This is a genomic window from Brevibacterium sp. ACRRH, assembly GCF_022346365.1.
Taxonomy (GTDB): Bacteria; Actinomycetota; Actinomycetes; order Actinomycetales; family Brevibacteriaceae; genus Brevibacterium; species Brevibacterium paucivorans.
In genome coordinates, this window is the sequence record NZ_JAKRMN010000003.1 from 35,888 (window position 1) to 57,225 (window position 21,338).

At 57.8% G+C, this 21,338-nt stretch carries 22 protein-coding genes and 2 tRNA genes; 13 read left to right on the forward strand and 11 right to left on the reverse strand.

The features are described from left to right. Positions 1-5: 5 nt before the first annotated feature. The 4 genes from MHX53_RS03725 to bcp form a co-directional block, all read right to left on the reverse strand. Positions 6-1,010, reverse strand: coding sequence for a class C sortase (locus MHX53_RS03725; protein ID WP_293849559.1), 1,005 nt, complete (start codon positions 1,008-1,010; stop codon positions 6-8). A 115-nt stretch (positions 1,011-1,125) separates the two neighbouring features. Then, positions 1,126-2,604, reverse strand: a complete 1,479-nt coding sequence (locus MHX53_RS03730) for a SpaH/EbpB family LPXTG-anchored major pilin (RefSeq protein WP_239271329.1) — start codon at positions 2,602-2,604, stop codon at positions 1,126-1,128. A 690-nt stretch (positions 2,605-3,294) separates the two neighbouring features. Further along, positions 3,295-3,376: transfer RNA gene (locus tag MHX53_RS03735), tRNA-Leu, on the reverse strand. Between the two features lie 101 nt (positions 3,377-3,477). After that, positions 3,478-3,948, reverse strand: a complete 471-nt coding sequence (gene bcp, locus MHX53_RS03740; protein ID WP_239271330.1) for a thioredoxin-dependent thiol peroxidase — start codon at positions 3,946-3,948, stop codon at positions 3,478-3,480. A gap of 74 nt (positions 3,949-4,022) precedes the next feature. Here bcp and MHX53_RS03745 point away from each other — a divergent pair, with 74 nt between their 5' ends. The 3 genes from MHX53_RS03745 to MHX53_RS03755 all read left to right on the forward strand — a co-directional run bounded on the left by MHX53_RS03745 (position 4,023) and on the right by MHX53_RS03755 (position 4,877). Beyond that, a complete protein-coding gene (locus MHX53_RS03745) occupies positions 4,023-4,301 on the forward strand; it encodes a DUF3618 domain-containing protein (protein WP_102238610.1) in 279 nt (92 codons plus the stop codon). A 4-nt stretch (positions 4,302-4,305) separates the two neighbouring features. Then, a complete protein-coding gene (locus tag MHX53_RS03750; RefSeq protein ID WP_239271331.1) occupies positions 4,306-4,650 on the forward strand; it encodes a co-chaperone GroES in 345 nt (114 codons plus the stop codon). Between the two features lie 154 nt (positions 4,651-4,804). Continuing rightward, positions 4,805-4,877 (forward strand) — tRNA-Lys (locus MHX53_RS03755). 75 nt (positions 4,878-4,952) lie between these two features. Here MHX53_RS03755 and MHX53_RS03760 read toward each other — a convergent pair. After that, positions 4,953-5,393 carry an SDR family oxidoreductase gene (locus tag MHX53_RS03760; RefSeq protein WP_239271332.1) on the reverse strand — a complete coding sequence of 147 codons (441 nt, stop codon included), beginning with the start codon at positions 5,391-5,393 and terminating at the stop codon, positions 4,953-4,955. A 108-nt stretch (positions 5,394-5,501) separates the two neighbouring features. Here MHX53_RS03760 and MHX53_RS03765 point away from each other — a divergent pair, with 108 nt between their 5' ends. Next, complete coding sequence (locus MHX53_RS03765) at positions 5,502-5,903, forward strand: universal stress protein (RefSeq protein WP_239271333.1); 402 nt, start codon at positions 5,502-5,504, stop codon at positions 5,901-5,903. Positions 5,904-5,998: 95 nt separating this feature from the next. On the opposite strand, the gene sucD is transcribed toward MHX53_RS03765, so the two are convergent. After that, on the reverse strand, positions 5,999-6,898 hold the full coding sequence (gene sucD / locus MHX53_RS03770) for a succinate--CoA ligase subunit alpha (protein ID WP_239271334.1): 900 nt from the start codon (positions 6,896-6,898) through the stop codon (positions 5,999-6,001). 20 nt (positions 6,899-6,918) lie between these two features. After that, positions 6,919-8,085: an ADP-forming succinate--CoA ligase subunit beta gene (gene sucC, locus MHX53_RS03775; RefSeq protein WP_239271335.1), complete on the reverse strand. Its 1,167-nt coding sequence runs from the start codon at positions 8,083-8,085 to the stop codon at positions 6,919-6,921. Between the two features lie 338 nt (positions 8,086-8,423). Between sucC and MHX53_RS03780 the strand changes: the two genes are divergently transcribed. From MHX53_RS03780 to MHX53_RS03790, 3 genes are all read left to right on the forward strand, one after another. Beyond that, positions 8,424-8,912, forward strand: coding sequence for a MarR family transcriptional regulator (locus tag MHX53_RS03780; RefSeq protein ID WP_239271336.1), 489 nt, complete (start codon positions 8,424-8,426; stop codon positions 8,910-8,912). An 82-nt stretch (positions 8,913-8,994) separates the two neighbouring features. Continuing rightward, positions 8,995-9,711 (forward strand): hypothetical protein, encoded by a 717-nt coding sequence (locus MHX53_RS03785; protein ID WP_239271337.1) that lies wholly within the window; start codon positions 8,995-8,997, stop codon positions 9,709-9,711. A gap of 502 nt (positions 9,712-10,213) precedes the next feature. Then, a complete protein-coding gene (locus MHX53_RS03790; RefSeq protein ID WP_239271338.1) occupies positions 10,214-11,725 on the forward strand; it encodes an AbgT family transporter in 1,512 nt (503 codons plus the stop codon). 102 nt (positions 11,726-11,827) lie between these two features. On the opposite strand, the gene MHX53_RS03795 is transcribed toward MHX53_RS03790, so the two are convergent. The 4 genes from MHX53_RS03795 to MHX53_RS03810 all read right to left on the reverse strand — a co-directional run bounded on the left by MHX53_RS03795 (position 11,828) and on the right by MHX53_RS03810 (position 15,799). Beyond that, positions 11,828-12,289: a hypothetical protein gene (locus MHX53_RS03795; protein ID WP_239271339.1), complete on the reverse strand. Its 462-nt coding sequence runs from the start codon at positions 12,287-12,289 to the stop codon at positions 11,828-11,830. After that, entirely contained in the window at positions 12,286-13,392 is a 1,107-nt protein-coding gene (locus MHX53_RS03800) for an adenosine deaminase (RefSeq protein ID WP_239271340.1), read from the reverse strand. Before MHX53_RS03800 ends, MHX53_RS03795 begins: the two co-directional genes overlap by 4 nt. A 17-nt stretch (positions 13,393-13,409) precedes the next feature. Then, positions 13,410-14,576 (reverse strand): amidohydrolase, encoded by a 1,167-nt coding sequence (locus tag MHX53_RS03805; RefSeq protein WP_239271341.1) that lies wholly within the window; start codon positions 14,574-14,576, stop codon positions 13,410-13,412. Between the two features lie 116 nt (positions 14,577-14,692). Next, positions 14,693-15,799, reverse strand: a complete 1,107-nt coding sequence (locus MHX53_RS03810; RefSeq protein ID WP_239271342.1) for a mannose-1-phosphate guanylyltransferase — start codon at positions 15,797-15,799, stop codon at positions 14,693-14,695. A gap of 233 nt (positions 15,800-16,032) precedes the next feature. On the opposite strand from MHX53_RS03810, the gene sdhC reads away from it, so the two are divergent. Genes sdhC through MHX53_RS03840 form a run of 6 tightly spaced genes read left to right on the forward strand, consistent with a single transcriptional unit; the run spans position 16,033 to position 21,320 of the window. Then, positions 16,033-16,410 (forward strand): succinate dehydrogenase, cytochrome b556 subunit, encoded by a 378-nt coding sequence (gene sdhC, locus MHX53_RS03815; RefSeq protein ID WP_102238597.1) that lies wholly within the window; start codon positions 16,033-16,035, stop codon positions 16,408-16,410. Between the two features lie 5 nt (positions 16,411-16,415). Further along, a complete protein-coding gene (locus tag MHX53_RS03820) occupies positions 16,416-16,865 on the forward strand; it encodes a succinate dehydrogenase hydrophobic membrane anchor subunit (protein WP_239271343.1) in 450 nt (149 codons plus the stop codon). Between the two features lie 31 nt (positions 16,866-16,896). Then, positions 16,897-18,657, forward strand: coding sequence for a succinate dehydrogenase flavoprotein subunit (sdhA, locus tag MHX53_RS03825; RefSeq protein ID WP_239271344.1), 1,761 nt, complete (start codon positions 16,897-16,899; stop codon positions 18,655-18,657). After that, complete coding sequence (locus tag MHX53_RS03830) at positions 18,657-19,451, forward strand: succinate dehydrogenase iron-sulfur subunit (protein WP_102238594.1); 795 nt, start codon at positions 18,657-18,659, stop codon at positions 19,449-19,451. Before sdhA ends, MHX53_RS03830 begins: the two co-directional genes overlap by 1 nt. Before the next feature lies 1 nt (position 19,452). After that, positions 19,453-20,706, forward strand: coding sequence for a serine hydrolase (locus tag MHX53_RS03835; protein WP_239271345.1), 1,254 nt, complete (start codon positions 19,453-19,455; stop codon positions 20,704-20,706). Next, on the forward strand, positions 20,703-21,320 hold the full coding sequence (locus MHX53_RS03840) for a molybdenum cofactor guanylyltransferase (protein ID WP_239271346.1): 618 nt from the start codon (positions 20,703-20,705) through the stop codon (positions 21,318-21,320). Before MHX53_RS03835 ends, MHX53_RS03840 begins: the two co-directional genes overlap by 4 nt. Positions 21,321-21,338 lie beyond the last annotated feature (18 nt).

Consider the following 21,338-nt stretch of genomic DNA (forward strand, 5'->3'; position numbering starts at 1 on the left):
TAAAACTATCTACCCGTTTGTGAAGACGGTGTTTCGCCTTCGTTCGGCTCACTGCTTGGTTCCTCGTCAGCAGTGGTGCCTGCTTCGGCCGTCGAAGCTGTTCCCGTTTTGTTGTCGTTGCGGCGCGTGGCATTCCGCTGACGCCACAGCCACCATGAAAAAGCGATCGCGATCGTAATGGCAACCGCTACCAGTGCGTACATCCACCATTGCCAGTTCGACGCATGGTTCTGATCGAAGACAGTGTCTTCAGATTCGTCCATGGGCACTTGGTGGCCTCGGACCAACAGTCGGTGCGAGTTGATCCCGTACGGCGTGCAGGTGATCAACGTGATGTAGTCCTGTCCTTCGACAGCACGTAGATCATCCGTTTCGTCTGGACGAACCACCTTGATCTGGTCGACTTCGTACTTCAATTTGTGACCGGACACTTGCACATAAAAGACATCACCTTTCTGCGCTTTGACGAGGTTGTCGAACATGGTGGCGTTCGACAATCCAGTGTGTCCGGTAATGACTGAATGAGTTCCGCTTCCCCCAACCGGCAGGTCCGATCCATAAAGGTGTCCCAGACCGCGCTGCAACGTATCGTCTGCGGTCCCGTGGTACACGGGCAAATCTGCGTCGATGGCCGGAAAGATGAACCGCGCCATTGCCTCGTTTTTGTTCAACTGGTCCAAGTAATAGCCGTACTCGGGGTTGTCGGGGTGAATGCGGTTGAGCCATGGGTCCAGAATTGGTCCAGTGGTGCGGCGCTCATTGTAGTTGTGCGCGTCTTCCCACTTTTTGTCTTTGACTTCTTGAGGCACGGACTTTTCGAGCTTTGCGTATTCTTGCGCAGCTTTCGAAGTTCCGTAGTTGTTCCATGCCGTGGATACTACTGGGTACATCATCACCAGTAGCCCCAGAATCACCACGATGGCAGGCATGAGCAAAAGGTTCTTCTTTGCTTTGGCAGTCTGCCGTTTTGGTGCAACTCGCTTCAGAGTTGACGCTGAGTGCTTGCCCACGGAAAGGTCCCTAAAGATGTCATGAAAAGTGGAGTGGACGGGATAGTACGTGCATTACCGCACGTACTATCCCGTGCGTCAGAGTGCCGTGTTGGCCCCTGATGTGCCCGAGGTGTTACTCGGCCTGCGCTTTCTTTGCGTTGCGGCGTGCGAACCACACACCGGCACCGGCGATCAGGGCACCGATTGCACCCAAGATTCCGACACCGGCTCCACCGGTCATTGGCAGGTTCGGGGTGTCTCGCTTGATGTTGTCGATCTGGGATACGAGGGTGACTTTGTCGTCCCCTTCGTATTCACCAGTCTTTGCGATGTTTTCACGGGTGAAGTCGATCACCGTGACGTTTTCCTTCGGAAGTTCGTAACCTGCTGGAGCTTTGGTTTCCTTCAGGCAGAACTTCTTGGTCGCCGGTGCTTCCTTGTTATCTTCGAAGTCCGTGACGTGCAGACCGTCAATGCTGAAGGTTCCGTCAGCACCGGTGGTCCACTTGGAAACGTTCTTTACGGTCACCTTTGCGCCGAGGTCAGAGGCCGAGGTGCACTGGTAGAGCTCGAATTCAGCGCCTTCAAGGACCTTGTTAGCTTCCTTGCCGTCCTTCTTCACGACCTTGAGCTTGCCGTGGTAGGTGACAACTTCATTGGTCTTGTTTTTGACTTCGTTGCCGGTGTTCGGGTTGTTGAAGATGACGTCAGCCTGGTTCTTCAGTTCCGTGGTGTCGCCGACTTCCTTGCGCTTCGTTTCGAAGGTCAGCGAGAGCTTGTCGCCAGACTTGACCTTCGCTAGACCGGCATCGGTCAGCTTGACCACAAGCTTGTTGCCGTTTTCAGCAGGCTTGTTGACCTCGTAGTCACCGGCCTGAAGAACAGTGTTACCGGTCTTGACCTCGGTCACCTTCTGGAAGTCGAGGCGCTTGTCCAGCTGGTCCTCGAAGCGGAAGGCGGTCAGCTTTTTTCCTTCGCCCCACTTAGGAGCGTCTGCGGTGATGGTGTAGGTGTAGGCGTCCTGGATGTTCTTGTCAGCATCCTTAACGGTCTTCTCGGTCTTGGTTTCCGAGTTCTTGGGGTACGCGATGACGTCGTAGTTCCACGCGTCCGAAGCTTCGTTCACCATAGGGATAGAGACGATGAAAGGAGCACCGGAAACAATCCCATCAGGGGTCTTTGTTTCTTCCACCAGGTAAATGCCCAGTGGCAGGTCCGAGAACTTGGCTTCACCCTGACCTGATGTTGTCTTTTCATAGGTCGTGGTGGTCTTATCGGTGTCCTTGACGTCAGCTGCGGTCTTCGGGAACTTAGTCCAGTCACCGGTCTGGAGATTGAAGTTCAGCTTAGTGATTTTGTATGTAACGCCTGGAAGTGCCTCACCCGGCACATTCTGCATTTCCTTACCGGTTGCTTCAGTGTTGGATTCATCGCCCTTCTTCTTGAAGAGAGTCAGCGATCCCTTCTTGCTGAAGTCAATGTTTGCTTTTGCAACCTGGGTTGGGGCAGGTGCAACAGGCTGGGCGAGGACAGCCGGAGCAGACACACCCATCGATAGGCCCACAACGGCCGCAACTGTAACCGCCCGTGCGGTTCGCGAAAACGTAGTCATGAAGATAGATCCTTTACATGAGTTGTAAATGAGGCCTCAACCTCAGCCTTTTCTGGCGATCCACTCCCAGCGTCCACTGCGCAGAAATTTATCGCTTAGTGAATCGCACGCCACAAGCATACACCCAACTTTCAGCTTTTAATGACTTTTTTCGATGAATTTCAAAAAACTGCTGAACAACCCACACTCTCGTCAAATGTTCAATAACTCCCTTATTAAACTCTCAATTAACTAACACGATCACCCAACTAAACCAATCAAAAGTTAAATTAGTAACGAGGCCTTTGAGTGGAATACTCGAATAGTCAATTAAACATTGAATTTGATGCTGTGGTGGCCCGCAACCTCATCACTTGGCATTGATCCTGACCGCATAGCCCTGTCTCTAGACGTTAATTTCTACGTACTTCGACGAGCTGTTCAGACAAAGCGGTCGAGAGCCCACTCTAGAAACCGATTACCCAACAACGCTCGAACAAGGGTGGTGAGGAAACGCCTATTTTGTTCGTTTTGTTCACGTTTTCGGCCCAAAATCAGCCAGTTACCCACCACAACAATCGAAACGCAGCTCGCCTGTGGTGGGTAACTGGGTTGCAGCACAAAAGGGAACGATGACCCGACACACCAACACCCCAAAACACAAAAAGTCTCGGGACATCGAGTGAACGATGTCCCGAGACTTCACAAAAGTACGCGAGGAGGGACTTGAACCCTCACGTCAAAAGACACTGGAACCTAAATCCAGCGCGTCTACCAATTCCGCCACTCGCGCGCGCCTATCCAGCATAGTGCAAACCCAGCGCGAGCAAAAATCACCCGCGCCCAGCAACACCAAGCCGCAGCCAGCGCCCGTTACGGCTTACGATCTACGTCCTACGACGCCAGGCCAACATCCTTCAGGATCCGCGCCACGTGCCCGGTGGCCTTCACGTTGTACTTGGCCAGCTCGACCTTGCCGGCCTCATCAACCACAACCGTGGACCTGATAACACCCTGCACAACCTTGCCGTAGTTCTTCTTCTCGCCAAACGCGCCCCACTCTTCAAGCACCTTCTTGTCGGGGTCGCTGAGCAACGTGAAGTTCAGCCCTTCCTTGTCAGTGAACTTCTGCAACGACTCGGGCTTGTCAGGAGAAATCCCCACCACCTGGTACCCGGCGCCTTTAAGAGCTTCAAGGTTGTCGCGGAAGTCGCACGCCTGCGTGGTGCAGCCGGGTGTCATGGCTTTGGGGTAGAAGTACACGATCACTTTCGACCCAGCGAAGTCCGAAAGCTTCACCGTCTCCCCCTGCGCATTGAGCAGTTCGAACTCAGGCGCAACGTCGCCGATTTCCAAACGTGGCATGGTACATCTCCCCTTTTAGATATTGTGAAGAACACATTCCACGATAGTCGGTCGCACCAGGTAAACTTCAAACCATGAGCAACGTTTACACGTCTAACGTCACTGTAGATAACGCAAACAAAGACCAACTGATTGAATCGATCCGCCTGCGTGAACAGCGACTCGCGGCCAACATCGACGAGCTTGTTGGCCGGGTTCACCCCAAGGCCCTGGCCGCACGCGCAACTGACTCAGCTAAAGGAATTGTCATCAACCGCGACGGCTCCCCCAAAGTCGACCGCCTTGCACTGGCTGGCGGCATCGTCCTGGGCACGGCCGCTCTGATCACCTTCCTGGCTACCCGCAAAAAGTAACGCCGTGGCTGACACTCAGGCACGCAGTTCGAACCTGGAGTCAGTCCCCGTGCGCATGTTGCACGACCGTCTCCTCGTTGAACCAGATAAAGAATCAGGCGAACGCAAGTCATCGGCTGGGATTGTCATTCCGGCTACCGCCCGGGTTGGGCGCCGGCTGGCGTGGGGCACGGTAGTTGCTACCGGCCCGTTGGTGCGGCAGGTCTCGCTGGGTGACTCTGTTTTGTTTGACCCTGAAGAACAGGCCGAGGTGGAATTGGATGCGCGTACGTTCACTCTCCTTCGTGAGAGGGACGTCCACGGCATTGCCGATCAACCAGACGACAGCTCGACAGGGCTTTACCTGTAGGGCCAATCACCGGCAAGGCGTGTTTACACCCGCAACCTGCACGGCCATCACGCTAACCAAACCCCTCGAATGTGACTTCTCACACAAATGACGAAAATCCGCTTTCTCCGATTTCCCATCTGGGGTTCGACCATGTAAAGTAGTTTTTCGTTGCGCACCTCTAGCTCAATTGGTAGAGCAACTGACTCTTAATCAGTGGGTTCCGGGTTCGAGTCCCGGGGGGTGTACGGATCAGGATTATTCCTCAAAAGCCTCGCTAAACTGGACAAGCTCAGCTAGCGAGGCTTTTGCTTTTCCACTATCTAAAAGCCACCGTCCACGTACAAGACCTGCCCGGTCATGGAACGGTTCTCGGCCGAAACCACAAACGCCAGCACATGCGCAACCCCATCTGGCTTCACCGGCCCGTTCAGTGGCGCTGGCATGGTGCCCAGCGCTAGTTTCCGGCCTTCTTCCGACGCCAACAGCTCTTTCGTCATCGGAGTCTCAACCACGCCGGGTGCTACCGCCTTTTCGCGGTCGCCGGCAAGGAGGAGTTCCACCAGTGAGTAGTCGGTGGGCTGCAGTGATGCCGCCGAGGCGGTAATGGCCACCCGTGGATCCTCCGACTGGGTGAGGAGAGGTTGGAGTGCCTTGATCGTGTCGATTGCGCCAAAGTAGTTCACTTTGAGGTCAAGCGAGCTGTTTGACTGCGTTCCAGCGTTTGCGACAATCGCATCAACGTGGTCGTGAGACTCGCTCATCTCCCGCCCAACTCTACGCCAGTTACGTTGAGGCTAGCACGGCAGCGTTCGACCCCCAGCGACGATGAGCGAACACGCTAAGCTAATAGAGCCGAAAGGAGAAACGCCGTGACGATCATTGTGGGCTACGTACCCAAGCCACAAGGCAAGTCTGCCGTCGACACGGCGGTACGCATTGCGAAGGACACCGGCGACAGCCTCTTCGTCGTCAACGCCGGCGTCGGTGAGGCTGTCGATGACCCCTTGGTCGCTACTCCCCAACAGCTCGAAAACCTTCGCGAACACCTAGACACCACAGGTGTACCCCACGAAGTTCGCCAGTACCTCCGTGGCAACGACGCAGTAGAAGAGATACTTGCACTCGAAGAAGACCTCCCCGACGTGCGCATGATCGTCATTGGGACACCTCGGCGATCACGCGTGGGCAAACTGCTCCTTGGCTCAATTGCACAAAACATCATTTCGCGGGCCACTACCCCAGTTTTGTGCGTCAAAGCACCTCGAAAATAGAACCGCGCCCTCTCCACACAAGCACAATAAAAGCGCGCCACCCGCAACGGGGTGGCGCGCTTTTCACGGCCCACATACAGGCCGGTCAGAACAACTTAAGCGCCCAGAAGTTCGCGCATGAGTGCAGCGGTTTCGGATGGGGTCTTACCCACCTTCACGCCTGCAGCTTCAAGAGCCTTCTTCTTTGCTTCAGCAGTTCCTGAGGAACCGGAGACGATCGCACCAGCGTGACCCATGGTCTTACCTTCTGGAGCGGTGAAACCTGCGACGTAACCAACGACTGGCTTGGTCACGTTCTCCTTGATGTAGTCGGCTGCACGCTCTTCAGCGTCACCACCGATTTCACCAATCATCACGATTGCTTCAGTTTCAGGGTCTTCCTGGAACGCAGCGATTGCGTCGATGTGGGTGGTACCAATAACTGGGTCACCACCGATACCAATACAGGTCGAGAATCCGATGTCACGCAGTTCGTACATGAGCTGGTAGGTCAGCGTACCCGACTTGGACACAAGACCGATCTTTCCGCGCTTGGTGATGTTCGCGGGGATAATTCCAGCCAGTGACTGTTCAGGTGAGATGATTCCTGGGCAGTTAGGACCAATGATGCGGGTCTTGTTGCCCTTTGCGCTTGCGTGCGCCCAGATTTCAGCGGCGTCCTGAACTGGGATACCTTCCGTGATGATCACCAGCAGGCCAATTCCAGCGTCGATCGCTTCAAATGCTGCGTCCTTGGAGAACGCTGGTGGCACGAACGCAACCGAAACGTCTGCACCAGTTTCCTTCATTGCTTCTTCAACGGAAGCGAACACTGGGAGTTCTACATCGTTACCGTCTTTGTCCTTGTGGGACACCGTGGTGCCAGCCTTGCGAGCGTTCACACCACCCAGAATCTGGGTGCCGGCTGCCAGCATACGTGCGGTGTGCTTGGTTCCTTCACCACCGGTAATACCCTGGACAATGACCTTTGATTCACTGTTGAGGAAAATCGACATGAGTGTAAGTCCTTTCCGGGTTACTTAGCAGCCAGTTCAGCGGCCTTGTCGGCTCCACCGTCCATGGAGTCGACAGTGGTGACGAGTGGGTGGTTGGCGTTTGCCAGGATTTCGCGGCCTTCTTCAACAGCGTTTCCGTCCAGGCGCACAACCAGTGGCTTGGTGGCGTTGTCGCCCAGGATTTCCAGGGCCTTGACGACACCGTTAGCAACCTGGTCACATGCGGTAATTCCACCGAACACGTTCACGAACACACTCTTGACCTGGTCGTCACCGAGGATGACGTCCAGACCGTTGGCCATAACCTCGGCGGAAGCTCCACCACCGATGTCCAGGAAGTTCGCTGGCTTCACGCCACCGTGCTTTTCACCGGCGTAAGCAACAACGTCCAGCGTGGACATCACCAGTCCAGCACCGTTACCAATGACACCGACCTCACCGTCGAGCTTGACGTAGTTAAGGTCGAGCTTCTTCGCCTTGAGTTCCAGTGGGTCCTCAGCCTGGATGTCGCGAAGTTCTTCGTGCTCTTCGTGACGGAATGACGCGTTGTCGTCCAGCGACACCTTTCCGTCCAGCGCCAGGATCGTGTTGTCCCCGGTCTTAACCAGTGGGTTAACCTCGACCAGCGTTGCGTCTTCTTCCTTGAACACGGTCCACAGCTGCTGCAGCACAGGTGCAACCAGACCAGCGGTTTCTGCGTCGAAGCCTGCTTCTTCAGCGATCTGCTTAGCTTTAGCTTCGTCGATACCTTCGATCGCGTCTACTGGAACCTTAGCCAGGGCTTCAGGACGTTCAGCCGCGAGGGTCTCAATGTCCATTCCGCCTTCCTTCGAGCACATTGCGAGGAAGGTACGGTTCGCGCGGTCCAACAGCACGGAGAAGTAGTATTCTTCAGCGATGTCGGCACCTTCGGCGATCATAACCTTGTGAGTGATGTGGCCTTTGATGTCGAGCCCCAGGATTTCTTCTGCGCGCTCTTTGGCTTCAGCAGGGTTGTGAGCAAGCTTCACACCGCCGGCCTTACCGCGACCACCGATCTTCACCTGAGCCTTTACGACGACCGTACCGCCGCCTAATTCTTCAGCTGCCTTCTGTGCTTCTTCCGGGGTTGATGCGACCTTGGCCTTGAGCACGGGCACTCCGTGCTTTTCGAAAAGGTCGCGGGCCTGATACTCGAAAAGATCCACGTCTATTTCCTTAAGTTGTAGATTTGGGCCACTTCCTTGCGGAAGTTGTTCTCCTACGCATATCCCAGCCTAGTCCTCGCCGCGGGCCCTGCCCACACGACTGTGCGAACCGCGTCCACCCAGCGAGAAAGAAGCTGGTTCTACGCCCAATTCCTCACTCTAGTCGTTTTAGCGCTCATGTCAGGTGCTGGACGAAAATTTGCGGGCAAATGTGATGCGGCGCACGGGCCAGACCACGTTCACGCACTGACCGCGAACGAACCAAACCCAAACCACACACAAAATATCTTGATGACAAAGATTCTTAATGCCAACCTAAAATGTCTTAGACTTGCACTATGGATGAGGTTGATCTCATTGTCAGCGCGTGGGAACGCGAACGGCCAGACCTAGACGTCACACCCATGGCTGTTCTGTCTCGTGTCTCGCGCCTGGCTCGGCAACTGGACCTAGCACGCAAAGAAACATTCGCAGCCCACGGACTTGAAGTGTGGGCTTTCGACGTCCTCTCTGCCCTGCGTCGCGCCGGAGAACCCTATGAACTCAGCCCGTCGACTCTGGTCAACGAAATGATGGTCACCTCGGGCACCATGACCAACCGGATTGACCGCCTCGTTTCCCGAGGGCTCGTCAGCCGCCACCCCGACCCGCAAGACCGCCGCGGGGTCCACGTCCGGCTCACCACCTCGGGCCGAACCAAAGTCGACACCGCACTCGCCGAACTCCTCGAACACGAACACGCCCTGCTGTCCAACTTAAGCCAGGCTCAAAAACGAAAACTGGCAGAATTGCTACGCTCGTTATCAACAGGGTTCAGCCCCACATAGGCCCGTTCCCGCGCAACCTCACATAACCGAATCAGCTCAACCGGCCCTGTCCGGCCCCTTCCCACTCTCTAAAGGAGTAGCCGTGATTCCAGCTAAAACTCTTGCGACCTCGGCGTTGGTAGCCACCGCGCTCACTACCCTGTCAGCGTGCGCCGTCAACCAGACCGAACGCCCGGGCAACAGCTACGAAACTGGTAGCCCCGACCCCGTGCCTTCCATCTCCGCACCTGCCGACACCCCCGAACTCACCGTGGTTGACGCCTCCCCCGGCGGGTCGCGGGATAACGACCCCCTGTGGGACACGCTCGCCAAGGCGGCTGGCGACAAAAAGCCAGTGTACGTGGATGTGGTTGTACACACCGGCGCCGAGGTGGGTGACAGTGACCGTGTGACGCTCACTCCCGACACCCCTGACTCCGTAAGTGTCACGGTCGATAAAAAAGCTATTTCCGAAAACTCGCCTGGGTTCTACCGGATTCGTGGCACGTTCGAAGCTGAACAGCTGGGTGACAGCGCGTTTGATGTGAAGACCACGAATACGGACGAGATTCCTGGCCTGATTCCGAAGAATAAGGAATTGAAAAAGGAGTGTTCGGACCCGGAAGGCGCAAACCGGATTGGCGCGGCGGCTGAGAAGCTGGCGAACGACCCGGATACGCGCGAGGACCTGCGCAAGACGTGGATTTCGGCACCTGAACTGTGGTGGGCGATTCAGCAGAGTGCCGTGCTCATGCGCGAAACCGATGGCGAGACCGAAGGTGACTTCTTCTTCCAAGCCTGTGAGTCGGTTCAGTCGTAACCACCTACGAACCACTGTCATAGTTTGACGTAGTTTGCATGTTCGCCCGCCTTGGGCGGTAGAGTGCACACTACTGGAACTTTTGAGCACGAAACGCAGGGATCGGAAGGAGTGAGGACTTGTGACCGTACACGCCCTCGCTTTCCCGCGAACCTTCGTGGCAGAGACACACGATCCCCAGTTCCCTCAACTCGACGTGGTGGCTGCCCGCAAGCCACTGGACAGGGCCGGCCCGTGTATGTGCGCGGTGCTGTCGAATTCCGTCGGCTTCGGCAGGCACACAGGGCCCCAGCTCGCCAATAGTTAAGTAACCCTTCACACCAGGTGAGCACTGGGCCAGCACCCCAAGGGGTTTCCCTGCCCAAACGGGCCGTGCCTTCATAACCCGCACGCCTAGCCTGCCACCTCAGACACATTCAGATTCAGGCTGAGTACAGCCGCAACGAGAAGCGATGCACCGCGGTGATTCATCCCTATCCAACCCGCATACAGGAGCTTCACTATGCCCAAAAGCACTCAGCTGAACGAATCTGACATCAGCTCAACCGCAACAATCGACCCGCCTAAAAACCTACGCACTCCCGCAACGGAAACCCGGGACAACCACTCAGACCCGGCAAACACACCAGCTAAACGGTTCCAGATGCCCCACCTCTTGTGGCTCATGCTCATCATCTTGGGCGTGGTCGTTGTGGCCGGTTACCTCATCCCAGCCGGGCAGTTCGAAAAGGGTCCCGACGGAACCATCGACCCCAACTCGTTCTCCTTCCTCAGCGACCAAACACCGGTCAACCCAATCGACGCGCTCATGCTCCTGCTGAGTGGTGCCGTAAAAATGGCCCCCATCGCCTTCGCCGTACTCATGGTGGGAGCCAACGTCCACGTGGTCCTGGAGTCCAAGGCGTTCGAAAATCTGCTCAATGCAACGGTTTACCGGCTCCAAGACAAGAGCACACCCCTGCTGATTTCAGGACTGTTCTGCCTCATGGTCTATCTGGGCGGATTCTCCGGTAGCGACGCGTTGATCGCAATCGTACCCATCGGCGTCTTGTTTGCCCGGAAGCTGGGGCTCGACGGCATCGTCGCGGTCAGCGTCACAACGTTCGCAGCGCTCATCGGGTTTGGCACCGGGCCAAAGCACATGGCCATTACGCAGATGATGATCGGCCTGCCACCCTACTCCGGCTTTGGTGTGCGCCTGCTTATCATGAACGGTTTCATGCTAGTTGGGCTGGCCTTCGTTCTCCTCTACGTTCGCAAGATCCAGCAAGACCCCACCCGCTCCCCCATGTGGAAGCACGGTTGGCGCCCTTACGATCACACCGACGACAGCACCGTCGCCGCTGAAAAACTCCGCGCACGATCAGTCATGGTCATCGCACTGTTCCTTTTTCAGTTCGGCGTGATCGTCGCGTATTCGCTCTTTATCGACTCCAAACGAACCATCGATGCGATGTTCGCGGTCAACCTCGTGTCGGCGATCGTGATCGGAAAAGTCGCCGGTTTCAAGTGGAACCAACTTGCCGAATCGATCGTCCGCGGTCTCCAAAGCATGGCTTTCGTATCCGTCATCATTGGGATGGCTGGCGCAATTTCGATCATCCTGCAAGAAGCCCACGTGCTCGACACAATCGTGTACACCATCACGCGTCCGCTTCACGGTGTGGGGCTGGGCTGGTCGGCCGTGCTCATGGTGCTCCTATTCGCGGTCATCAATTTCATCATCCCGTCCACGGCGGCCAAAGCAGCGATCTTGATCCCGCTGGTGGCCCCAATCGCAACCGCACTGGGCATGCACCACCAAATCGCACTCCAGGCGTTCCAGCTGGGCGACGGATTCACCAACCTTCTGTCACCGGTTCTCGCGTGGCTCGTGGGGTCCTGCGTAACCGCAGGAGTTCCGTACCTCACGTGGGTCCGCTGGGTCGCACCCAAGGTTGGGATCTTCCTAGCTCTGAGCGCCGCACTCATGTTAGGGCTCACCACCCTCGGATGGACAGGAGGCGTCGCGTAACGCTCCGCAGTCTCGCGGGTGCCGAGGTCGTGCATCGTTGGCACCCGCGAGTCACCTCGGCCGTGGGACCGCACGCTTAGCGGAATCGGGCCGAGGTCGCTCTCACCGTTTCTTCTTTAGCGCCTTTTGCTGAACGCCCTTCAGTCGTTCTTCCTCGCGCGCTTCGTGTTCAAGCAACCGAGCTTCATACCAGGTCAAAGTGGGTGGCGCGAACAGTCCCACCAGCGTCGCGGCCGCTAAAACAATCGCTGGCCCGCCGATCCGCGGGTCCTGCCCCACAATCGCGAACCCCGAGATCAACTGCAGAACCTGCCACGCCACACTTGCAGGACGAGCCCAGCGGACACCTCGGGAAACCCCGAACATCACGCCCACCATCAACGCGCCGAACACCACGAACATTGCCCCCAGCGCCACCAGCGACGTGGCCTCTTCCTTGGCAGAAACCGCCAGCACAATCGACCACACGCCGGCGCCCACCAGGGCAAGCGCCTCCATGCACAGTGCCCCTATGGCAATCCACAAGGTTGTTGGCCGAGGTGGTACCGAGTTGGTTTGTGTCACAGCTCGATCCTGGCGAACCCTGGGATCACAAGTTCGTCGAGCAGACGTTCGCGTACGTCCAGTGGCAGGAACGCCACGTTCAGGGCGTTGACCGTGACCCATTCGAGGTCGGCCTGGTCCCAGCCCGCGCGGTCTACGAGCAAACGCATTTCCTTAGACACGGACGTACCCGACATGAGCCGGTTATCCGGGTTCACCGTCACGGCAAAGCCCAGGTCTTTCAGTCCCGTGATGGGGTGGGTTTCGATCGAGTCCGCTGCACCCGTGTGGATGTTCGAGGTGGGTGACAGTTCCAGCGGAATCTGCCGGTCCAGGATCCACGAGGACAGGTCTCCCAAGGATCCTTGCCCGTCAATGATGTCCATATCTTCCACGATGCGCACACCGTGACCGATCCGCTGGGTGTGGCACACCTGGACTGCTTCAAAAATTGAGTCGACACCTGCGCCTTCACCCGCGTGGATCGTCATGGGGAAGCACGCCGCGTGCAGAGCTTCGCACGCAGTCAGGTGCGCACTTGGCGGGTTGCCGGCTTCCGCCCCGGCGAGGTCAAAGCCCACAACTCCGTTGTCACGGTGACGCAACGCCAGCTCAGCCACTGCGACCGAGTTCTTCGCGTGTCGCATAGCCGTGAGGATCTGCCCCACGCGAATGAACTTGCCGGCCTCAGCAACAAGTGCGGTTCCTTCATTCAGCCCTGCTTGCACAGCTTCGACAGCCGCATCCATGTCCAGGTCACCCTGCACGTGCTGTTCCGGAGCCCACCGGGCCTCTGCGTAGAACACGCCGTCAGCAGCCTGGTCAAGCACCCATTCGCGTGCAACACGAGTCAATGCGTCAGCCGTCTGCATCACTGAAACCGTCCACGCAAACGACTCCAGATAACGCTCCAGGCTCCCAGAGTTTGACGCACCCAGAATGCGCGCACGAATATCACTGGGATCACCTGAAGGGAGCTCAAAACCAGCCTCATCAGCCAGTTCAATCAGGGTTGAAGCACGCAGTCCACCGTCGAGGTGGTCGTGCAACGAAACCTTTGGAAGCTCCAGGATAGGGTCGCGGTCATCAACGCCAACAGGTGTAGGAAAAAGGTTAGTATCCACCCTTCCAGCCTAACGGATCACGCGCGGTTCAAAGCCTCCAGCGCCACCGCGCAGTTCACACGCGTCGCAATACCCACAGCGCGTTCATCAACCAGGAAGTCGCCCTGGTGAATGTCATACGTGTGCCCGCCAGGAGTGCGCGTACCCAAACGAATGAGCGCACCGGGTACCCGGGTGAGGTACCACGCGAAGTCTTCCCCACCCATCGACTGTGGGGTCAGCTCCACGGAATCCGGCCCCAGCTCCTGCCTGATCGCGTGCTCAGCCAACGTCACTTCTTCTTCGGTGTTGACCACGGGTGGGACACCTCGGCGGTGTTCCAAATCCACTTCCACGCCGTACGGGCCGGCAATCCGGTCAACCAAGTCAGGTAGCACCTGCGCGACCTTGTTCCATCCGCCAACGTCCAGGCACCGCAGTGTCCCCATGAGCAAACCTTCGTTGGGGACTACGTTTGGGGCGTGGCCAGCTTCGATCGCGCCCCACACCAAGGAAAACGCGTGACGTGGATCGATGAGGCGCGAAAGCGTCGACGGCAAATCCACCGCCAAACGACCAAGCGCATACACCAAGTCTTCTGTCAGGTGTGGGCGTGACGTGTGACCGCCGTGACCGCGCAGTCGCAGAATCACTGTGTCTCCGGCTGCCGTGATGGGGCCGATTCGTGAACCCACCTTGCCCACGTCTACGTTTGGATCACAGTGCAAGGCGTAGCACATCGGGACGCCCGTCAGCGCGCCCTGCTGAATGATTTGCAAAGCGCCACCGGGTGTTACTTCTTCAGCAGGCTGGAAAATACAGCGGATCGTTCCACCTAAACCACCTTTGGTTTCGTGGATCCGTGACAGAGCGAGCGCTGCCCCCATCGCCGCTGTGAGGTGAACGTCGTGACCGCACGAGTGGCTCACGCCCGGCACGGTTGAAGCGAACTCAGTCCGGGTCAGATCGTCCAGCGGAAGTGCGTCAGTGTCGGCGCGCAGACCACCCACAATAGGACCATCGCCCACGTCCACGTACAAGCCTGTGCCTTCGAACAACACCGGCTCAAGGCCCGCGTCTTTAAGGCGTTGCGCGATCTTCTCAGTTGTGCGGTGTTCAGCGTTCGACAGTTCGGGGTGAGCGTGGATATCACGACGAAACTCAATGAGCTCATCCACTAGCTCATTTACAACTGTCTGAATCAACGCGCCCTCATTCCCAATTCGTGTGTGGCAACAATGTAGTCGCTCACCGCCACCCGAGCCAGTTCATGACACGGCATGACACGAAAGTGGGCGCGGGCTACGTGCCCGCGAGACACCTACAGAATCTGCGTAAGCCCCCGGTCGCCCAGCCGCGCAACTACGTTCTTGACCTTCTGCGCACTGCTACGGCTGGTGACAAGAAGCGCGTCATCCGTGTCCACGACCACTACGTCGTCAAGCCCTACAAGTGCCACGGGCCGGTCGCCGGTCGAGATCACTACTCCAGACGAGTCCTCCGAAATCACCGGCGAATCACCAATGACCTTCACCGCGCACCGCTCCCCCGGCGCCGGCTGCCGAAGCTTGGCCACCGCATCGAAGTCGCCCACGTCATCCCAACCGAAGTCCCCAGGGACAACGACAACGCGCCCAGCACGCGCAGCCGGTTCCGCGATCACATAGTCGATCGCCACCTTCTCCAGCTGCGGCCACACCTCACCCAAGACAGCATCTTGACGGTCGGTGCCCCACACCTCGGCGATCTTCATCAACCCCGCATACAGATCAGGGGCGTGCTGTGCGAACAACTCCAACATCGCGTCAGTGCGCGCAATGAACATGCCCGCGTTCCACCGATAACGCCCCGAAAACGTGTACTTCCGCGCCGTGGTCGCGTCCGGTTTCTCCACAAAGTTAAGCGCACGCCTCGCCGTGGGTGCGGCCCGCAACCCCAGGTTCGCGCCGGTCTCTATATACCCGTACGCCGTCGACGCATACGTAGGCGTAATCCCCACCGTGACAATGTCCCCACCAGACGCCGCCACCACAGCCTGCGTGATGACCGTTCGGAAATCTTCCGCATTCGTAATTGAGTGGTCTGCAGAAAAAGAGCCAATGACCGCGTCCGGGTCAGTGCGGTGAATGAGCGCGGCGGCCAGCCCAATGGCTGCCGCAGAATCCCGAGGTGAAGGTTCCCTGACTAACCGATCGTCCCGTAAGTCTGGGAGCTGGTGCGAGACCTCTTCAGCGTGAGCCTGTCCCGTAACCACCCACATGTGGTCCGGGTCCACCAAGGGGACCGTTCGTGACCACGTGGACTGCAACAGGGTTGAGCCCACTCCGAGGATGTCGTGCAAGAATTTTGGGCGGTCGCGACGGGACAGGGGCCACAACCTGGTCCCCGCACCTCCGGCCGGGATCACCGCATGAAAGTTGGGAATCATTGCTTCATTGTCGCGGGCACCACGGGCACACTTCCACAAGACACGCGCACGAAATGAAACCCGAGAGATACCCAACGCAAATGTGGCGTTATTATGTGTAATGTCTGCGAATCTCATAAAGAACGCGTTAGCTCGCGGGATTTATTGGACACTGGTTCGCTCGATTGGCTAAAGCGACGCCCCCGGCGTAGCTTTTACATGTTATTAAAACTGTCTCAACTGGAGGATGCCCCGTGGCTAAAGCCTCAACGGGCACGCTGTACCGCGGACACGAAGGAATGTGGTCCTGGGTCGCTCACCGCGTCACAGGTGTCGGTATTTTCTTCTTCCTGCTGGTCCACGTGCTTGACACAGCCCTTGTACGCGTATCGCCCGCAGCCTACGACGCTGTCATCGGAACGTATAAGACCCCCATCATGGCAATGGCCGAAATCGGCTTGGTTGCAGCGATCGTTTTCCACGCATTCAACGGTGTGCGCGTGATTCTTGTTGACTTCTGGAAGGGTGGACCCAAGAACCAGCGCAAGATGTTCTGGGCCGTCATGATCCTGTGGCTCATCGTTATGATCGCGTTCTTGCCCCGCCACCTCATGCACACGTTCGGAGGTTGAGAATAGTGACGGCAACTTCAATTCCCGCTCCTCGTAGCGAATACAAGCGCCACAAGAACACCCGTTCTAAGTTCGAACTTGCCGCGTGGCTGTTCATGCGCATTTCGGGTCTGCTTCTTGTGTTCCTGATTTTTGGTCACCTGTTCGTCAACTTATGGCAGGGCGAAGGTGTGCAGGGACTCGACTTCGGTTTCGTCGCCGGTAAGTGGGCTAACCCCTTCTGGCAGATCTGGGACCTGGCTATGCTGTGGCTGGCCATGCTCCACGGAACCAACGGTCTGCGCACCATCATCAACGACTACGCAGAAAAGCCAGCAACCAACGTTGTCCTGCAGCTGGTTCTGTACATCGCTTCAGCCATCGTTGTGGTCTTGGGAACCATGGTGATCTTCACCTTCGACCCATGCCCAGTGGACACTGCTGCCGAACTTCTGCCCAAATTCTGCACCGCTTAGTGACAGTCGTTTAAAGGAGAATTGAGTATCTATGCAGGTACATGAGTACGACGTTGTCATCGTCGGCGCAGGTGGCGCCGGCATGCGCGCAGCGATCGAATCCGGACAGCGCGCACGCACAGCTGTTCTCACCAAGCTGTACCCAACCCGTTCGCACACCGGTGCAGCTCAGGGTGGTATGTGTGCAGCACTTGCCAACGTTGAAGAAGACAACTGGGAATGGCACACGTTCGACACCATTAAGGGTGGCGACTACCTGGTAGACCAGGACGCAGCCGAAGTCATGGCGAAGGAAGCCATCGACGCGGTTCTTGACCTGGAAAAGATGGGTCTGCCGTTCAACCGTACGCCTGAAGGCAAGATTGACCAGCGTCGTTTCGGTGGACACACCCGCGACCACGGTAAGTCGCCTGTGCGTCGCGCTTGCTACGCAGCTGACCGTACCGGTCACATGATTCTTCAGACCCTCTACCAAAACTGTGTCAAGCACGGTGTTGAGTTCTACAACGAGTTCTACGTTCTTGACCTGGTAATGACCGAGGTGGATGGCCAGCGCCGTCCGGCTGGTGTCGTTGCGTACGAACTGGCAACCGGCGAAATCCACGTGTTCCGCTCGAAGGCAGTTGTGTTCGCAACCGGTGGTTTCGGAAAGGTCTTTAAGACCACCTCGAATGCGCACACGCTCACCGGTGACGGTGTTGCTGTGACCTACCGCAACGGGCTTCCGCTTGAAGACATGGAGTTCTTCCAGTTCCACCCAACCGGCTTGGCTGGCTTGGGAATCCTCCTGTCTGAGGCTGCCCGAGGTGAAGGTGCAGTTCTGCGTAACTCCGAGGGTGAGCGCTTTATGGAGCGCTATGCACCCACCATTAAGGACTTGGCTCCACGTGACATCGTGGCTCGTTCCATGGCTAACGAGGTGCGCGAGGGTCGCGGTTGTGGACCAAACAAGGACTACGTTCTTCTGGACCTCACCCACCTGGAACCAGCACACATCGATGCGAAACTTCCAGACATTACCGAATTCGCCCGCACCTACCTGGGCGTTGAGCCTTACACGGAACCTGTTCCAGTGTTCCCAACGGCTCACTACGCAATGGGTGGTATCCCCACCAACGTTGAATCCCAGGTTCTTTCCGACAACGACACGGTCGTTCCTGGCCTCTACGCTGCCGGTGAATGTGCATGTGTTTCGGTCCACGGTTCAAACCGCCTGGGAACCAACTCGCTTCTGGACATCAACGTGTTCGGTAAGCGTGCGGGAATCGCGGCTGCGGAATACTCCAAGACCGCAACGCTTCCTGAACTGCCTGACGGCGCTGCTGACCGCACGGTCGACATGATCGAAACCATGCGTCGTTCCAATGGTTCAGAACTAATTGGTGCGATCCGTAAGGACCTTCAGGAAACCATGGACACCCACGTACAGGTGTTCCGTACTGAAGAAACTCTGCGCACGGCGCTTAAGGACATCGCCGCTTTGCGTGAACGCTACAAGAACGTGGGCATCCACGACCGCGGTAAGCGTTACAACCTGGATCTCCTCGAAGCAGTCGAGTTGGGCTTCCTTCTTGAAATCGCCGAGGTGGTTACGGTTGCCGCTCTGCACCGTAAGGAATCGCGTGGCGGACACTTCCGCGAAGACTTCCCGAAGCGTGACGACGAAAACTTCATGCACCACACCATGACCTACCTGGACGAGTCAGCAACCGCTGAAGGTGTTGCAGGAATGCGTTTGGAAACGAAGCCCGTTGTCGTAACGCGGTACCAGCCTATGGAGCGTAAGTACTGATGAGTGAAAAAGAAGTAAAGACAGCTGAGCCAGCGTCCAAGGTTGATCTTCCAGATCACCTGGGTGGCGGTGGCGGAGAAATCCCATCGTTCGATTGCACAATCCGTATTGCACGCTTCGACCCCGAAGCTGACTCCGAGCCACACTGGGAAGACTACAAAGTCACCATGTACGGCACGGACCGTATCTTGGACGCTCTGCACAAGATCAAGTGGGAGATCGACGGTAGCCTGTCGTTCCGCCGTTCATGTGCGCACGGTGTCTGTGGATCGGACGCAATGCGAATTAACGGGCGTAACCGCCTGGCATGTAAGACCCTGCTGAAGGACCTGGACACCAACAAGCCCATCACGGTGGAAGCGATCAAGGGCCTGCCTCTTGAAAAAGACCTCATCGTGGACATGGAACCGTTCTTTCAGTCCTACCGCGAAATCATGCCGTTCTTGATCACTTCTGGTCACGAACCTACTCGCGAACGCCTGCAGTCGCCTGAAGACCGCGCCATCTTCGACGACACCACCAAGTGCATCCTGTGTGCTTCGTGTACGTCGTCCTGCCCAGTGTTCTGGACCGATGGCCAGTACTTTGGACCGGCTGCAATTGTGAACGCACACCGCTTCATCTTCGACTCACGTGACGAAGGTGGCGACATGCGCCTCGAGGTTCTCAACGACAAGGAAGGTGTGTGGCGTTGCCGCACCACCTTCAACTGCACGGAAGCTTGCCCGCGTGGAATTGAAGTCACCAAGGCAATTTCCGAAGTTAAGCAGGCGTTGCTCACCCGCGCGTTCTAACGTGGCTTTATACCCCCTGACATGTGGCCGTCGCTTTTTAGCGGCGGCCACTGTTGCCCTCGCAACCTTTTCGGGTGTGGGGGCTGCGGACGTTGCGGGCTCACAGTCGGCGAGCGCGCACACGGTTGTGGCGCAACCGGCGGAACCCACCTCGGCCACATATACCAGCCCGGAAAACATAGGTGACGGCACTCCCCCACCCACCCCGGTGGCCGACGCGTGGCTCGTAGCCAATCTGGACACCGGCGAAGTCCTGGTGTCCCACGGCGAGGACGTGGTCGCTTCGCCTGCGTCAGTGCAGAAACTCCTCACGGCGCTGGCCCTGGTCGACGAACTCCCTGACGTTAAGAAAAAGCAGCGCATCACGGAAGAGACCACAAACGTCGACGGCACCCGCGTGGGGTTATTGCGCGATAACGAATATTCGATCGATCTGCTGTTCCACTCAATGCTTATGGCCAGCGGCAACGACGCCGCGCACGCGTTGGGCGAAGCCGTGGGCGGGCAAGACAAGGCTCTGGAACTCATGCATCGCAAAGCCACGCAGTTGGGGATGGACTCGACCACTGTGGGCACTACAAGCGGTCTGGATGCGCCCGGACAGGGAACCACGGTGGATGATCTACTGAAGCTCGCCCACGAGTTTGCCAAGAACAAGTACCTCATGACAATCGTCAAGACCCAGACCCTGGACTTCCCCGGTGGTTATGACCACGACAAGAAGGAGAAGGTCAAGGGGTACCAGATCCAGAATCACACGCGCCTAATTGGGCTGGTTGACGGTGCTATTGGCTTGAAGAACGGGTACACGCAAGAAGCCCGTGGCTCGTTCGTGGGGGCTGCCACTCGAGGCGACACCACGTACGCTGCGGTGGTTCTGCGCGCGCAAACGCAGAGCCGGCAGGCGACCGCTGACCTCCTCAACTGGGCGTTTAACCAAGAGCACCCGCAGGTCACGCGCACCGTGGCGTTCGAGGATCTGAGCACGCCTTCGCCTGTTGCGTCTGTTGGGGGCGCAGGTGGCGCGGCTGGGAGCGATTCGGCCGGAGAGGCTGGCAGGCAAGGTGAGCCAGGCGAAGGGGCCGGTGAGTCCCAAGCCGCCGGATTCGCAATCCCTAACAACGTAGGGCTCGCACTTGGGCTACCAGTGGCCATCTTTGCTGTTGTGGGCGGTGTTCTCATGTACCGTTCGCGCCGCAACCGCTCCCGCACAGGCGAATGGAAGCGCGAGGATCAGGAAGGTTCCAGCACGTGAGTCAAGGCTCACGCACTGATCACCTTTCGCTCACTGCGCTTCTGGTGTCCGGAGGCAAGGCCACGCGCCTGGGCGGTATCACCAAGACCGCACTCACCGTGGGTGGTGTACCGCTCATTAAACGTGCTCTCACCGCCGTCCGTGATGTCTCCCCGCACTGCGCCGTAGTCGTGGTGGGTGACACGGAAGGGTTGGACGAGCTCGGGCATGTCACCCACCTACGCGAAGACCCGCCCTTTTCTGGCCCTGCCGCGGCGATTGCCGCCGGGGTGGAGCATGTGACCACTGAGTTTGTGGCCGTTCTTGCCGCCGACCTCCCCCTCATCGACGCGCCCACCGTTCGCGCGCTCGTCGACGCGGTAGGTGAGTCGGATTGCGCTGTGCCGGATTGTGCGGTGGCCGTTGATCCCGCCGGGCGGGCGCAGTACCTGACGGCCGTGTGGCGCACCCGGGCGCTGGCTGAAGTGACATCCGCCGCCGAGGTCGCCCACCAGCCCGCTCGTACCCTTTACGACCGCTGTGAGTGGGTTCCCGTTCACCTTGAGCAGGCGACGACCGCGGACATCGACACGTTCGCGGATGCCCAGCGTTTTGGGGTGGATGTAGAGGGCTAAACCGGGTGAAGGTTGCTG